At 57.7% G+C, this 14,870-nt stretch carries 16 protein-coding genes; 8 read left to right on the forward strand and 8 right to left on the reverse strand.

Annotated elements, in window-relative coordinates:
- Window positions 1–47 precede the first annotated feature (47 nt).
- Complete coding sequence (gene pncB / locus ACR0KL_RS15825; RefSeq protein ID WP_480777250.1) at window positions 48–1,340, reverse strand: nicotinate phosphoribosyltransferase; 1,293 nt, start codon at window positions 1,338–1,340, stop codon at window positions 48–50.
- Window positions 1,341–1,637: 297 nt separating this feature from the next.
- On the opposite strand from pncB, the gene ACR0KL_RS15830 reads away from it, so the two are divergent.
- Window positions 1,638–2,003 (forward strand): hypothetical protein, encoded by a 366-nt coding sequence (locus tag ACR0KL_RS15830; protein WP_480777251.1) that lies wholly within the window; start codon window positions 1,638–1,640, stop codon window positions 2,001–2,003.
- Here the strand turns inward: ACR0KL_RS15830 and pncA are convergent.
- Window positions 2,000–2,596, reverse strand: a complete 597-nt coding sequence (gene pncA / locus ACR0KL_RS15835) for a bifunctional nicotinamidase/pyrazinamidase (RefSeq protein WP_480777252.1) — start codon at window positions 2,594–2,596, stop codon at window positions 2,000–2,002. The genes ACR0KL_RS15830 and pncA overlap by 4 nt on opposite strands.
- Before the next feature lie 94 nt (window positions 2,597–2,690).
- Here pncA and trhO point away from each other — a divergent pair, with 94 nt between their 5' ends.
- Complete coding sequence (gene trhO / locus ACR0KL_RS15840; RefSeq protein WP_480777253.1) at window positions 2,691–3,596, forward strand: oxygen-dependent tRNA uridine(34) hydroxylase TrhO; 906 nt, start codon at window positions 2,691–2,693, stop codon at window positions 3,594–3,596.
- Window positions 3,597–3,660: 64 nt separating this feature from the next.
- Window positions 3,661–4,161 (forward strand): potassium channel family protein, encoded by a 501-nt coding sequence (locus ACR0KL_RS15845; RefSeq protein WP_170379453.1) that lies wholly within the window; start codon window positions 3,661–3,663, stop codon window positions 4,159–4,161.
- Between the two features lie 103 nt (window positions 4,162–4,264).
- Here the strand turns inward: ACR0KL_RS15845 and ACR0KL_RS15850 are convergent, their stop codons facing one another.
- Window positions 4,265–4,594 carry a hypothetical protein gene (locus ACR0KL_RS15850; RefSeq protein ID WP_170679475.1) on the reverse strand — a complete coding sequence of 110 codons (330 nt, stop codon included), beginning with the start codon at window positions 4,592–4,594 and terminating at the stop codon, window positions 4,265–4,267.
- A gap of 164 nt (window positions 4,595–4,758) precedes the next feature.
- Between ACR0KL_RS15850 and betB the strand changes: the two genes are divergently transcribed.
- A complete protein-coding gene (gene betB / locus ACR0KL_RS15855) occupies window positions 4,759–6,213 on the forward strand; it encodes a betaine-aldehyde dehydrogenase (RefSeq protein ID WP_170679473.1) in 1,455 nt (484 codons plus the stop codon).
- Window positions 6,214–6,778: 565 nt separating this feature from the next.
- On the opposite strand, the gene ACR0KL_RS15860 is transcribed toward betB, so the two are convergent.
- The 5 genes from ACR0KL_RS15860 to ACR0KL_RS15880 are packed head-to-tail and all read right to left on the reverse strand — an operon-like array spanning window position 6,779 to window position 11,432.
- A complete protein-coding gene (locus tag ACR0KL_RS15860; RefSeq protein ID WP_170679471.1) occupies window positions 6,779–8,929 on the reverse strand; it encodes a hypothetical protein in 2,151 nt (716 codons plus the stop codon).
- On the reverse strand, window positions 8,926–9,795 hold the full coding sequence (gene motA, locus ACR0KL_RS15865; protein WP_170679469.1) for a flagellar motor stator protein MotA: 870 nt from the start codon (window positions 9,793–9,795) through the stop codon (window positions 8,926–8,928). Before motA ends, ACR0KL_RS15860 begins: the two co-directional genes overlap by 4 nt.
- 45 nt (window positions 9,796–9,840) lie before the next feature.
- Complete coding sequence (locus ACR0KL_RS15870) at window positions 9,841–10,425, reverse strand: MotE family protein (protein WP_170679467.1); 585 nt, start codon at window positions 10,423–10,425, stop codon at window positions 9,841–9,843.
- On the reverse strand, window positions 10,422–10,925 hold the full coding sequence (locus tag ACR0KL_RS15875; protein ID WP_170679465.1) for a DUF6468 domain-containing protein: 504 nt from the start codon (window positions 10,923–10,925) through the stop codon (window positions 10,422–10,424). Before ACR0KL_RS15875 ends, ACR0KL_RS15870 begins: the two co-directional genes overlap by 4 nt.
- Window positions 10,926–10,934: 9 nt before the next feature.
- Window positions 10,935–11,432 (reverse strand): flagellar basal body-associated FliL family protein, encoded by a 498-nt coding sequence (locus ACR0KL_RS15880; RefSeq protein WP_480777254.1) that lies wholly within the window; start codon window positions 11,430–11,432, stop codon window positions 10,935–10,937.
- 119 nt (window positions 11,433–11,551) lie between these two features.
- On the opposite strand from ACR0KL_RS15880, the gene fliF reads away from it, so the two are divergent.
- From fliF to fliP, 4 genes are read left to right on the forward strand one after another with little or no spacing between them, the layout of a single operon-like run.
- The gene (gene fliF, locus ACR0KL_RS15885) at window positions 11,552–13,144 is read left to right on the forward strand and encodes a flagellar basal-body MS-ring/collar protein FliF (RefSeq protein ID WP_170679463.1); all 1,593 of its coding nucleotides are present in this window, start codon (window positions 11,552–11,554) and stop codon (window positions 13,142–13,144) included.
- A complete protein-coding gene (locus ACR0KL_RS15890; RefSeq protein WP_480777255.1) occupies window positions 13,144–13,740 on the forward strand; it encodes a FliH/SctL family protein in 597 nt (198 codons plus the stop codon). The genes fliF and ACR0KL_RS15890 overlap by 1 nt, the downstream gene beginning before the upstream one ends.
- On the forward strand, window positions 13,733–14,011 hold the full coding sequence (locus tag ACR0KL_RS15895; RefSeq protein WP_170459591.1) for a FliM/FliN family flagellar motor C-terminal domain-containing protein: 279 nt from the start codon (window positions 13,733–13,735) through the stop codon (window positions 14,009–14,011). Before ACR0KL_RS15890 ends, ACR0KL_RS15895 begins: the two co-directional genes overlap by 8 nt.
- Window positions 14,011–14,742: a flagellar type III secretion system pore protein FliP gene (fliP, locus tag ACR0KL_RS15900; protein ID WP_170679461.1), complete on the forward strand. Its 732-nt coding sequence runs from the start codon at window positions 14,011–14,013 to the stop codon at window positions 14,740–14,742. Before ACR0KL_RS15895 ends, fliP begins: the two co-directional genes overlap by 1 nt.
- The last annotated feature ends 128 nt before the right edge of the window (window positions 14,743–14,870 follow it).

A 14,870-nucleotide genomic window follows, 5' to 3' on the forward strand; every position in this document is an offset into this window, starting at 1 on the left:
CGAACGCGCATTTCGATGGCTTTCTCTCGGTTAAAACGCAAAGCGATCTAAACGATCACCTCGATCGGTTTCTGCGCACCAACGCCGAACACCCGCTTGTAGCGCTCGATTTCCTCGGCAGGTCCCATGGCCTTTTCCGGGTTGTCCGACAGTTTGACCGTCGGGCGCCCATTGGCAGACACCGCCTTGCACACCAGCGAGAACGGCGCCAACGCGTCATCCGGCACAAGTCCGCGGAAATCGTTGGTCAGCAATGTGCCCCAGCCGAAGGAGATATTGGTGCGCCCTGCGAACTGGCTGTGCAGCTCCTTGATCTTGTCGACGTCCAGCCCGTCCGAAAAGATGATCCGCTTCTGCTTAGGATCCTCGCCACGTGACGTCCACCAGTCGATCGCGACCTCGGCACCTGCTGCGGGATCGCCGCTGTCGATGCGGATGCCTGTCCATCCGGCCAGCCAGTCCGGGGCGTGATCCAGAAACCCTTTGGTGCCATAGGTGTCAGGCAATATGATGCGCAGATTGCCCTCATGTTCGTCATGCCAGTCGCTGAGGACGTCATAGGGGGCCTGCGCCAGCGCCTCATCCGTATCGGCGAGGGCGGAATAGACCATGGGCAGTTCATGCGCGTTGGTGCCGATGGCCTCAACCTCGCGCCGCATCGCGATCAGGCAGTTCGAGGTGCCGGTGAAGGATTTGCCCAGCCCCTCGATCATGGCCTGAACGCACCAATCTTGCCAAAGGAAGGAATGCCGCCGCCGCGTGCCAAAATCCGCGATCCCAAGCCCGTCTATGGAACCCAGCTGTTCGATCTTTTCCCACACACGCGTCATCGCACGGGCATAGAGCACCTGAAGTTCGAACCGACGCATGTGGTTCAGCACCGCGCGCGAGCGTAGCTCCATCAGCACCGCGAGCGCCGGGATTTCCCACAGCATGACCTCATGCCATTTGCCCTCGAAGGTCAGTTCGTATTGGTCGCCTTTACGCTCCAGATGGTAGGGCGGCAGGCGCATATTCTCGAACCACTCCATGAAATCAGAGCGGAACATCTGCCGTTTGCCGTAGAACATATTGCCCCGCAGCCAGGTGCTTTCCCCCCGGCTGAGGCTGAGCGAACGGATGTGATCCAGCTGTTCCCGCAGTTCACCTTCGTCAATTAAACGGGCTAGTGGCACGAGATTCGAGCGGTTGATCAGGGAAAATGCGACATCTGTTTGGGGCTTGTTGCGAAACACTGACTGGCACATCAGCAGTTTGTAGAAATCCGTGTCGATCAAAGACCGCACAATCGGGTCGATCTTCCATTTGTGATTGTAGACACGGGTCGCGATGTCGACCATGGGGAACTCCTGCAATTTCCGTTGTTAGATCAATCAGCACGGCGAATGGCAAGAGTCGCTGATTCGGTGACAATGCCCGTTTGACGTCACAATGCGGGCTTAATGTCCGGTGTTTTCACCAATTAGTGATGGGGTGGGATGGAAAGACAAAACTGATGGTTGTTAATGAGTTTGCTGTACGATTTTGATATGGTTGTAAGACCGGCGGAAGGGGATGTTCCGGCTCAGGTCTGTGCGCGGTTCAGAGATGTGAAGACCTCTGACGCGTTGCGAGGGGCTTCCCCAGGGATTCGTATGATGTTCCAGGATGCGGGGTTTGAACTCGACTCGCATGTCAGTGGCATCATACCGGACAAGTTTCCAACCGAAGACCTGCCCGACCGAACCCGGATACTGCGCACCCTGTTCGACAACATCAAAACCCGCGGTGTGCGGGGCGAATATTGTGGTGAGTTCGATCTGCGGCACTTCCTCGGCCACATTCGCCGCGCCGAGGCAGTTGATGGGCTTGTCCGGGTTATTCCCGTTCAGCGCCCTCCGGTGCCACGGCCTGACATGCCCAAACGCAGGACGGCAAAGGGGCGGATTGGTGTTGGTCTTGGAGTTGCGGTGATTCTGTTCGCGGTGTTTAAGTATCTCGCAGAAACGGGTGCAGCGCCTTAGTCGGCCAGAGTAACCCCGGCGGCCTGCATAGCCTGTTGCGCCGCAGCCAGTGAACCATCCATGTCAATTGCACGGCAGGCGCTTTGCACGACGGTGACGTCAAAGCCCAGCTTCGCGGCATCAACTGCAGAATAGTGTACACAGAAATCGGTCGCGAGCCCCACGAGGGTCAGTTTCGAAAAGCCGCGCGTGTCCAGATACCCTTTCAGCCCGGTTGGCGTCGCTTGGTCATTTTCGAAAAACGCCGAATAGCTGTCGATGGCGCTTCGGAACCCTTTGCGGATGATCAGGTCGCCATCCGTGCGCAAATTCGGGTGAAAACCCGCGCCATCGGTGCCTTGCACGCAATGGTCGGGCCACAGAACCTGTGGGCCATAGGGCATCTGGGTCATATCAAAGGAGGCCTTTCCCGGATGCGAACTGGCGAATGAAGAATGCCCCGCCGGGTGCCAGTCCTGCGTCAGGATGACGGCATCGAACTTGTCCATCATGGCGTTGATCGGGGCAACGATCTCGTCCCCTCCGGCCACGGCCAGCGCGCCGCCGGGGCAGAAATCGTTCTGGACGTCGATGACAAGCAGGGCATGGGTCATGGCAATCTCTCCTTTGGTCTATCGGTACGGTGCAGTGCAGGAAGCGTCAATCCGATCCCTTGCGACTCTGCGCTGTCAGGTTTAGACCGCGCGCATGTACACGATCGCTGCCCTCTATCATTTCACCCGTTTCGCTGATCACGCCGCCCTGCGCGCGCCGCTGCTGGACCTGTGCCGAGCGCATTCGGTCAAAGGGACCCTGTTGCTGGCGCAAGAGGGGATCAATGGCACGATTGCTGGCCCCCGCTTCGGGATTGACGCCGTTCTGGCGCATATCAAGGCCTTGCCGGGCTGCTCCGATCTGGAGTGGAAAGAGGCCACCTCCGACCATCCGCCTTTTGGCAAGATGAAGGTGCGTCTGAAGAAAGAGATCGTGACCATGGGCCAGCTGGATGTCGATCCGCGTGCCCGCGTTGGCAACTACGTCGAACCCGAGGAATGGAATGACCTGATCCGCTCGGACGATGTGGTCGTGATCGACACGCGCAACGACTATGAAGTGGCGATTGGCACGTTTGAGGGCGCTATAGACCCTGAAACCGCCAGCTTCCGCGAATTTCCCGACTGGTGGGAACAGAACAAGGACCGATTCCACAATAAGCGCGTTGCGATGTTCTGCACCGGTGGTATCCGCTGCGAGAAATCCACCAATTTCCTGCTGGGGCAGGGGGTCGAGGATGTCTATCACCTCAAAGGTGGCATCCTGCGCTATCTCGAAGAAATGCCCGCCGAGGACAGCACTTGGAAGGGCGAGTGTTTTGTCTTCGACAATCGTGTGTCGGTTGGCCACGGTCTGGTCGAGGGGCCGCACAACCTGTGCCACGGATGCCGCCGCCCGATCCTGCCCGAAGATGTGAAGCGCCCGGAATATGAACATGGCGTGTCCTGCCATCTCTGCGTGGATGAGACGTCGGAGGCCGACAAGATGCGTTTCCGCGAACGTCAGAAACAGATCCTTCTGGCCCGCGCGCGCGGCGATGAGCATCTGGGCAGCGTCTGAATTCCGCTTGCAGGTCGGAGGGGAATCCCGATGATTATCGCCGGATTGCTGTGATGGAGATTCAATGACCCGCAAACCGACAACTCTGGCGGAATGGAAATCGACCTTCCTGGCCGCTGCCGGGTTGGTGCTGGCCAGTTTCCTGGCATGGTTCGGCCTGTCGCGGTTGAGTGAGACCACCGCTGGGGACACGATCGGCACCATTGCCTCGGTCGCGTTGCTGATTTGGCTGGTGTCGCAGTCGTGGTACTACATGACCCAGGTGAAGTCGCCGCGCAGGTTGTTGTTCCTGATGGGTGTTTCTTTCATTCAGGTCGTGCCGTTCCTGTTTGCGGCCGTTTACGGTGCCTTTGGCTACAACGACAATTGCGTTCTCGGGGCGGAAGGCCCTGCTGATATCCTGTATTTCTCCTATGTCACCTTCACCACAGTCGGGTATGGCGACATGAGCCCAACAGGCCTGTGCCGCGGCTTGGCCGTGTCCGAGGCCGTCACAGGGTATATCCTTTTGGGCATGTTCGTAGCGGCTGCTGTGTCACTTTATTCGCGAAACCACGCGCATTAAATCGTTTTGCGTTTTACCTAAAGCAAAGCCATCGAAATGCGCGTTCGACCGCAGGGAGAGGCAGCGCATTGCGGTTCAAATCAAACGCAAAACGATCTTGGCTCTATTTATTCTGGTCGATCCAAAGCGACATCAACTGTTTGTCGCGAAAGCACTCGGACGGGATCGGGCGACGTTTGCTGCGCGATATCCGTTCAGCAAAGGCGACCTGCTTGCCGGTCGGGTAGTTGGCAAAGGGCGATGGATCCTCGGGCTTGTGAGCCGAGATCCAAGCAGACATGGACTTCCGGTCACGTTGCGCCTCAACCGGGATTTCCAGTGCGGTCTGCTCGGCGATGGCGCGGGCATAGCGCATCTGCCGATCTGTGACCGGCAGCAGGTGGTAGTCGTTCGAAGGGCCGTTTAGGGCCTGATTTCGGGCGTGGTAAGACATCGGAATGTTCCTCTGACTATGTGGAACATAAATAGAACACTAACTCTTTTTTTCAAGGGCACGGCGATTCACATCAGCGGGCGTTTGCCGTGATTCAGTTTTATTGACTGACCAATCAACAAAAGATACACGCTTGGGAAATTGCTTCGGAAAAGGAACCCGGCATGAAATTTCAGCCCAAGGCGAGCCATTTCATCAATGGCGCATATGTCGAAGACACCAACGGCGCGCCGATTGATGTGATCTATCCTGCAACGGGTGAGGTCATTGCCCGGCTGCATTCAGCCACGCCCGAGATCGTTGATCAGGCTTTGAACAGTGCAAAAGCGGCGCAAGCGGAATGGGCAGCCATGTCCGGGACCGAGCGTGGCCGTGTTCTGCGCCGCGCCGCAGACATCATGCGCAACCGCAATTACGACCTGTCGGTTCTGGAAACACATGACACCGGTAAACCCCTGCAAGAGACGCTGGCGGCCGATGCGACCTCGGGCGCGGATGCGCTGGAGTATTTCGGAGGGCTGGCCGCATCCCTGACCGGTGAACACATCCCTCTGGGCGGTGGAGACTTCGTCTACACCATCCGCGAGGCGCTGGGCGTTTGCGTCGGGATCGGCGCGTGGAACTACCCAAGCCAGATCGCTTGTTGGAAGGGCGCGCCGGCGTTGGCCTGCGGAAATACGATGGTGTTCAAACCGTCTGAAACGACCCCGCTCTCTGCGTTAAAAGTGGCCGAGATCCTGATCGAGGCAGGTGCACCCAAGGGCATTTACAACGTGATTCAGGGCTATGGCGATGTGGGTGCATCGCTGGTGACTGATGCGCGCGTTGCCAAAGTGTCTTTGACCGGCTCGGTGCCGACCGGCCGCAAGGTCTATGCCGCGGCCGCCGATGGCATGAAGCATGTGACCATGGAACTGGGCGGCAAATCCCCCATGATCGTGTTCGACGACGCCGATATCGAAAACGCGGTCTCAGGCGCAATTCTGGGCAATTTCTATTCTTCGGGTCAGGTCTGTTCGAACGGCACACGCGTGTTCGTCCAAAAAGGTATCAAAGAGGCGTTTCTGACCCGCTTGGCCGAACGTCTGGCAACCGCCAAGATCGGCGATCCGCTGGATGAAGAGGTCAACTTTGGCCCCATGGTCAGCGAAAATCAGATGAACATCGTGCTGGGCTACGTGGAAAAGGGCACGGCCGAAGGCGCGCGGCTGGTTTATGGCGGCGCGCGCATCGAGGGTGAAGGGTTCTACATGCAACCCACCGTATTCGCGGACGTGACCGACGACATGACCATCGCCCTCGAAGAGATCTTTGGCCCGGTCATGTCCGTACTGGATTTCGACACGGAAGAAGAGGTTCTGTCCCGCGCCAATGACACCGAATTCGGCCTTGCGGCTGGGGTCTTCACCAACGATCTGACCCGCGCCCATCGCATCGTCGCCGGGTTCGAGGCCGGGACGTGCTACATCAACACCTACAACCTCGCCCCGGTTGAGGCGCCGTTCGGCGGGTCCAAGATGTCGGGTGTCGGTCGCGAGAACTCAAAACTCGCCATCAATCATTTCAGCGAGATGAAAACCGTTTACGTCTCGATGAACGACGTCGAGGCACCTTACTGATCAACTGTCTTATTGGCGCTCTGCTCTTTTCAATACACGAGTGGCAGAGCGCCGTTCTATCGCGATCTGGAATCTTGTTTTCTCTGAGTATCGCCATGGGGCGCAATTGCGTTTTTCGTGGGTTTCGCTGACCACCGATGTTCATTCTTTTTCAGAACGACTAAGCGCGCCTGAGACCCATTTCCCAAATCGCACGTGATTTAGGCTCAGGGTTCCAACCCAGTAGATGCCGGTCACGGCGAGAGCAACGGCCTAGAGATAAACTAGTATAGACATCGGCCTTTACCTCATTTTCCAAGTCGTGAACCATGCACAGGCTCGGAAAGCAAAATGTCTTGTGCCGAGGCGCTTTTGGGAAAATCTTGTTATCGGAACCTCTCAGCAAGTCGCCAACTTCCTTGGTCGGCGGTGTAAAGTTGGTCATGTTTCTTTGTGGCAAACGGTCGAAGGAACGCGCGAAGTCCTGTCAGAATTTTCATCAAGGTATTTATCCAGCGTCGCACTAAGGGGAACTAAGCTATTAGAGCGAAACAAATTTTTCGGAATCTGCGCTAGACCTTTGGTGTCATTGGTTGGGATCCGCCCCCTCATCGGGCGCGCGTTCTGGATCGGAGAGTAAACCGAACAGGTCTGCAATGTGCGCTCGGGCTTCCTCGCTGTCGGCCAGTAGGCTGTTGGCATCGGCGAGAGGCGTCTCAAGACGACGACGAGGCGCTAAGGCAAGCTTGCCCGAGATCTCAGCCAGGTTCGCAAATCGCCCTTCAGGTTCAATATTTTCGGGCAATCCAGCCAACCAGAAATACCGGTTCGCAACCTCGGTTTCGCCGAGGTCTCGGTACAAGTCTGCCGTCGCGCTCAGATCACCGATCGCCGCCAGTGCCTGAGCGCGCAGGGTATCTGCAGCTGCTGAGGCATCATCGGACAGTTCCAGCATCGCTTTGTGCGGTTTTTCGTCCAACAGTGCCGCGCGCGCGCGCAATCGTGCACGTTGGGATCGGTCCGTCGTGTCATGCGTGCGATTGGCAAAGGCAGAACTTTGAGCCGCAAACCCCAAAGCGCCCAAGCGGCCAGAAATCGCAATAGCGGCTTGTGTGGTCAAAGCCATCGAGTCGCCATCAGACATGGACATCACCTGTTTCAGAAAGGTTACATCGTTTGACCTTTCTTCCAGCAGATGTGTGTGACGGTTTAGAACATCCGCGCGATCATCACCCTCGGGCAGGGCTTGGATCAGGTCGTGGGCCGCATCGAATTCATTGTTCAAACTCAGCGCAACGATATGTGCGTGCTGCATCATTGGTCCGGTTTCAGATCCACGAAACTCCAACGCGTAGGCTGCGGCAAGGGCAACGTCCTGAGAGGATACGGCCCCTCGTTCTGCCCAGCGCTTCTCGACCAAACGCGCCAAGGCCAGAGGGGCATCTGTTGCTGTTTCTGGCGCAGAAATGACGTCTTCCAAGATGGCATCGGCCACCTCAGAGTCGCCTTCGGCCTGAGCGATCCGAGCCTTGGCCACACTGGGCTGTTCCTCCGTTTCAACGCGATCAACGGAACGCATCACCCGCCGCGCCGCTTCCAGCTTATCAGCTTCAACCAAAATCGATGACAGTCTTGGGCCCAAACTGCGGCGCAAATGTCGGGGAAGGCTGGAGAAAGACTGCTCTATCGCGTCCAGATCAGCATCAAGGCTCAGCGTTTGCTCGCTTAGTGCTGACCAGAAAGCCGCATGGCTACTACAGCGCTGAAGACCTCGAAACGGGCTATCTTCTGCGGGCTCACGGTGATCCACAAGCCCGGCTATGGCTTGCACCCAGCTTTGCTCTTCGGAATGCCCTTCAACCAGAGCAAGCGAGGAGACAGCTTCCGCTCCGAACCCGAAAAAAGCGTAGAGTTTCGACAGCTTGAGCGCCAGATCGGCGTCGACGCGGTCGAACTCCTGATACAACCCAGAACGCAGATCGGCGATCTGTTCGTCGAACGGGCGCGCGTCCGACCATGTGTCGAACCCTAGCCGAGCGCTGCTGATGCAGGCGGGACGTTTTTCAATTTGAGGGACATCGGGGCCAACAAGACCTTCCAGTTCGTCCACAATCGTTGAGACACTCATATTCGCTGCAAAATTCGGCAGCATGTCCGTGTCGTTCGGAGGTGTTGACGTGCGGGGGCCGATGGCGGCCAGGTCCAGGTCAAGGACCTCTCGGTCGGCACCTTGCAGTAGGCTGGCTGAGAGTTGATCTTTGAAGCCCTGTTGGTTCAGCGTCAAAAGCGGCAAAGCTAAGGGTTCAGGCGGATCTTCTACTCCCAACGGCGGCAGAGACGGTGGCAAAGGGATGTTGGCAGTCAAAGGCGGAGGCAAAGTGCCTTGCGAAATATCCACGACAATCATTGATTGTTGAAACAGAAAGGCCATGGCCACGCAGTCGCAGCCAAACTCCAAATCAAGTGCGGCACCTGGTTCCGATTGAGACAGGGCTGACAAGCGATTTGATGTCAGTCGCCCGAACACGCCTTCTGTTTGAAACAGGACGTCGTCGATTGAAACGGTCAGCCGCGCCCCGTTTTTCCGGCGTGCAAGTACCCACTCGGTGCCCGGCGGAACCTTTACGACGAGGCGGGTGTGGCTGTCATGTTCTCCTGATCGGACAACCAACGTTTCAGCAGTGGCCGAGGTTGCCACTGTGATGAGGATCGACGTGAAGAGAGCCAGGCCTTTCATGCCGCAGCCTGTTTGAGTTCCTTGAGAGCATCCTCAAGTTCCGAGAAACCAGGCCGGTTGTGGGTCGGTGTGTTCTGGCGGCCGACCTCGATACACATGGCGGCGTTGTGGTTGTGCAGGTTGGCGACCAAAACCTCTTTGATCAGCTGGTAGAAGTGATTGTCTTCTTCCACGACGGTTTTCAGTTTGCCCGCAAATGGCCCCACCAGACCATAGGCCAGAAACACCCCCAGAAATGTCCCGACCAGAGCGCCCCCGATCAGCTTGCCCAGAACCTCGGGCGGTTGGTCGATTGACCCCATCGTTTTGATCACACCCAGAACGGCGGCGACAATTCCAAGGGCGGGCAAGCCGTCGGCGACGGTTTGCAGCGCGTGGCTGGAATGCATGGCGTGATGAAAATTGGCCTCCATCCGCTTTTCTAGAACTTCTTCGACCTGATGGGGGTCATCATAGTTCATCGCGGCCGAGCGCATCGTGTCGCAGATCAGGTCCACAGCTTCTTTGTCAGACTGGATTTTCGGGTAGGCGGAAAACAAGCTTGAGTTTTCGGGGTCTTCTATGTGCTGTTCAACCTCGACCGGGTTTGCGCGTGCGATTCGGATCAAAGAGAATAGAAGGCAAAGGAGGTCCCGGTAGTCTTCGGGTTTCCACTTTGTGCCCTTGAAGACCTTGCCCATGTCTTTGATCGTGTGTTTGATCCCGCCCATATCGTTACTGATCAGAAAGGCGCCAACAGCGGCACCGCCGATCATCATCATCTCAAACGGCAGGGATTTCATGATAATCGTCATCTTGCCGCCCGCAGCCAGATAGCCACCGAACACCATCACAAAGATGACGACAATTCCAACAATTCCAATCATTTGCGATCTCCGACAAGTGTCCAAATAGCTTTGAAAAGCATGCGGTTATTCCTGTGGGGCATTGGCATTTCGACCCGCCATGACGACACTGATCGTATAGGCGGCTTCGGGGCTGAGGCCGGCCAGCACGCCCGCTGCGGCATCGGCGGGCATGCGTGACAGGAAACCGGCCGCAAAGCTGGGATCCATCGTCTCGAACAGGGCGGCGGCATCTTTGGGTTTCATATTTTGGTAGACGTCCGTCAGCCGGGTCAGGTCTGTTTCCGCCGCCTCGTTCGCCAATGCCAGTGTTTCCCGCAAGTCTTCCTCGGCCTGCTGTAGCGCGGCCAAGCGCGTTTCGATGGCCCCATGGGCAATCTCAAGCGCCTTTTCCTTTTCTTCCAGGGCTTCTTCCCGCTGTTTCAGGCGTTTTTCACGGCGCAGAAGTTCGGTCAATAGAACCTGCAGATCCGGACCGGGTTTTGACATCGGAGGCTCATCGGCCTTTGTCGGTTCAACGGTCTTGGCCAATGCGGGCCCGGCTTCCAGCCCAAGGCGAATTGCGGCGGACCCGATCATCAGCAGAGCAATCACCGCCAACACGCCGCCGCGGGGTCGCGCCCTGCCTTTCTGCGGGCCAGAGCGTTTCATTCCGTGGCCTCCACACTCTGCCGTTTGTGCCGGAAGAACATCAAACCTTCCGGTGCTTTGACTAGTTGCTCGGCCTTATTCTCCTCGGACGGCATGTCGTCTGCATCCGAATCCTGAGTGTCAGACGCTCCCTCTGGCTCGGCGGCACCCTCAGCCTCTTCATCCGGCTCTGATGATACGTCCGGCGCGGGCGGTTGAGGCGCGGCATTTTCTTCGGGGATGACGTCATGCATTGAGGCCATCATCAGCTCGAGCCGCTGCGCAACCGATTGCGCGCGTTCCGTCAGCTCTTTCAGTTCATCCCCGGATTGGTCCGAGGCAGCCCGCGCGCTGTCCAGTGACTTTTTCAACTCTTCTGCCTGGGTGGACAGCACCGCAACGGCCCCACCCACGCCTTGTTCCAGATCCGTGAACCGTTTCAGGCGGCGTGACAGGACAAAGCAATACAGACCGGCACCTAGCGCGCCCGCGACCAGCAAAATATCTGCAATAAACTCCAATTTCGCCTCCTAATTCAGAACAAATTCCATCACCAGAACGTCGCGCACACGACCCTCTCCGACGACGATTTCAATGCGACGCAGCAGATGCCCCCGGATACGCACCAGCGCTAAGGAGTCCTCAAGATCCGAAACCTCCAGCGCACGAAGGTATCCGTTCAGCACATCCATGATTCGCGGCTGCATTTTTTCCACATCACTGATGTAGGCCGAGTTAACTTCGAGCTGCGCGTGGAATTTCAGATGTCGCGACTCACCCGCATTCACCGACAGAATCACGGGCGGAAGATCGACGAATCCTACATCCGGCAGGGCCTTGGCCGGTTTGTCTTTTTCAGCATCCATCGATTCCGCCTTTTCGTGTTTAGCCCCAAAGGGCAACAGCCCGGACGTGGTCGCGTAATAGCCGCCGCCCGCCCCGACGAGCGCCAGAATCACCCCGATGATCAGACCCATTTTCCCTGATTTCTTAGGGGCTTCTGCCTCTTCTGCTGTAGCGTCAGTCATGACGTCCTCATTCATTCGATCTGAAGCTGTCATAACCCGGCAGGGACTAACCGATTGTTAAGGGCAATCGTTCAAACAAGGGATGCGCCGGGCAGAATGTCGGCGAGTCGGAGGTGACCGTGCAGCAGATCGGAACTGTCTGGGCAAGTTTGGACAGGCGAAAGCAAATCATAGTCGTCGGCGCGGTTGCGCTGGTGTTTCTGGGGGTTCTCGGGATGTCCCGTCTTGTGACGGCACCCTCGATGACCCTTCTTTATGCAGGGCTGGAAAGTGGGGCCGCGGGCGATATCGTGCGTGCGCTCGATCAGCGCGGCGTCACGTATGAGATCAGGGGCGGCTCGATTTACGTGCCCGGCTCGCAGCGGGATGAGCTGCGCATGACCCTGGCCAGCGAAGGCCTGCCTGCCAATGGCAATCGTGGCTACGAGCTGCTCGATTCGCTCAGCGGGTTTGGCACCACGTCTCAGATGTTCGACGCCGCCTATTGGCGCGCGAAAGAAGGTGAACTGGCGCGTACCATCGTCGGAGGTCCTCATGTCAGTCAGGCGCGAGTGCATATCGCGAATGGCTCGGCCAACCCGTTTCAGCGAAGCGTTGCGCCCACGGCCTCGGTTTATCTGGTTCCATCCGGCGCGCAGATAACGGGCGATCAGGCCAAGGCCATTCGCTTTCTGGTCGCCTCGGCGGTCAGCGGACTTGCGCCGGAGAACGTGACGGTTGTGGATTCGAACGGCGCCGTGATTGGCGGGCAGGACACGGCAGTTGCGGCTGATACCGCGGATGACAAATCCCGTCAGTTGCGCGAACGCGTGCTGCGCCTTGTCGAGGCGCGTGTGGGTACTGGCAACGCAGTAGTTGAGGTCAGCGTCGACACGGTAACCAAGACCGAATCTATCCGCGAACGCCGCTTTGACCCAAAGGGGCGGGTCGCTATCAGTACGGATGTCGAGGAACGGTCGGACAGTGCGCGCAATCAGTCCGGCGATGTGACGGTTGCCTCCAACCTGCCGGATGGTGACGGAGCGGGCGGGGACGAATCGAACTCGAACGCGAGCCAGACCCGCGAGCGCGTGAACTACGAGGTCTCGGAAACGGAGCTTGAGGTTCACAACGCTCCCGGTGCCATCAAGCGGCTGACAGTCGCAGTGTTGGTCAATGGCATCCGGTCGGTAGATGAAAACGGGGCGGAAAGCTTTGAGCCCCTGCCTCAGACCGAGCTTGACGCGCTTGAGGAGCTGGTGGCTTCAGCCGTTGGCTTCGATGCAGCTCGGGGCGATGTAATCACGTTGAAATCGCTTGATCTGCCGGTGGTAGAGCCGCAGGGAACGCTTGTTTCGTCCTCCCTGTGGCAGAATATTCATCTGGACGCGATGTCTTTGATCCAGATGGCTGTGCTTGCGGCGGTTTCGCTGGTTCTGGCCTTGTTCGTCATTCGCCCGGTCCTGATGAAACCGGCGGCAGCCCCAGCTTTGTTGCCTGCAGGTGGTGGTGAAACTCAAGATACCCAGGTTTTGGTCGGTGAGATCGCGCCAGATGAGTCGGCCGAGTTCACGGCTCTGCCAGGACAAGCGCAGTCGGCCGGCGTGCCCGCGCTTGGGTCGGACAGCAACGCAGATCCTGTAGATCGGTTGCGGGCGATGATCGGTGGCAAACAGGAAGAAACGGTCGAAATCCTGCGCAGTTGGCTTGAAGAAGGTGAGGAGCGGGTCTGATGTCGATTGCTCACCTTCTTGAGGATTTCACCGCGCAGGTCGAAGGCGGCAAGCTGCATCTTCTGGATGAAGAGGCGCTAGAGGAACAGCGCCTGGCCGCCTTCGAACAAGGCTACGGGGCCGGATGGGAAGACGCTGTTCAAGCGCAGGAGAAGAACCGGAGCCAGGTTTCGGCAGAACTGGCCAAGGCGTTGGAAGACATGTCCTTTACCTATCACGAAGCGCTGGCACGTATGACCCTGTCGCTGGAGCCGATGTTCCAAAGCCTGGTGAACTTGGTGCTGCCGGATTGTATCGACCGCAGCTTTGCTCACCGCCTGTCGGAACAGCTGCAAGACATGGCACGAACCCAGATCGACCAACCCATCCAGATACTTGTGCCAGGAGGGCGCGCAGCCGAGGTCGAAGATTTGCTTTCATCGGATGTGCCACAGCCCCCGCGTGTGATTGAGGATTCCTCGCTGCAACCCGGACAAGCGCGGCTGCAGGTCGGTATCTCGCGACGCGAGGTGGATTGCGTGGATCTGCTGTCCTCGGTGCAGCAGGCATTTGACTCCTACATGTTTGAGGCGAAAGAGGCTTTGACCCATGACTGATACCCAATCTCAGAAAACCAATCCCTTTGATGCTGTCCCGATCGAAGTCACAGTTTCTGTCGGCCGCGCCCGCCCGTTGATCCGGGACTTGCTGAATATGGGCGAAAATGCGGTGCTGACGCTGGACAAACGGATCGAAGACCCCGTGGATCTATATGTCGGGGATCAACTGGTTGCTCGCGGTCTTCTGGAAGAGATGGAGGGCGATCAGGCTGGTCAACTGGCTGTGCGTCTGACCGAAATCGCGGATTTGCAGAACGGGATCGGCTGATGCGCCTGTGGCTCTGGCTGATTGTGGCGGTGGTGGCTACGCTGCCCTCGCTGGCTGCGGCTCAAGACGTGACCCTGTCGCTTGGGGAAGGTGGGTCCATCTCGGCCCGGACGATCCAGTTGATTTTGCTGATCACCGTTCTCAGCCTTGCGCCCGGGCTGGCGATCATGATCACCTGTTTTCCGTTTCTGATCACGGTTCTCGCGATCCTGCGACAGGGCATCGGGTTGCAGCAATCTCCGCCAAACATGCTGATCGTCAGCCTTGCGCTGTTCCTGACCTATTTCATTATGGAGCCGGTTTTCACCGAAGCCTGGACTATTGGTATTGAGCCTTTGATCCATGAAACGCTTGAGGTTGAAACGGCTCTGGAACGCGCCCTGAACCCGTTCCGAGAGTTCATGGCCGCGCGACTGGATGTTGAGACGTTTCAATCCATAGCCGCTCTGCGCCCCGGAGGCGAGGGGATGGTCCTGTCTCCGGATGCTCCACTTTCAGTTCTGATGCCATCCTTCATGTTGTCTGAAATCGCTCGGGCGTTTCAGATCGGGTTCCTGATTTTCCTGCCTTTTCTGATCATTGACCTAGTTGTGGCTGCCATCTTGATGTCGATGGGCATGATGATGGTGCCGCCTGCAATCGTCTCGCTGCCGTTCAAGCTGGCGTTTTTCGTGATCGCAGATGGATGGGCTTTGATCGCCAGCGCTTTGGTCCGAAGTTACATGCCCTAGAGGGTCCGCGGGCTGGGCGTGGAGCGGGGTACAAGCTTAGTTTTAGTGAGAGCTTTGGAAAGCGGCGCATCAACTTCGGCGCGTGTTAGGTCACAAGGTAAAATGACTTTCTTGTGGGTATAGAAACG

The organism is Ruegeria sp. C8 (assembly GCF_056537565.1).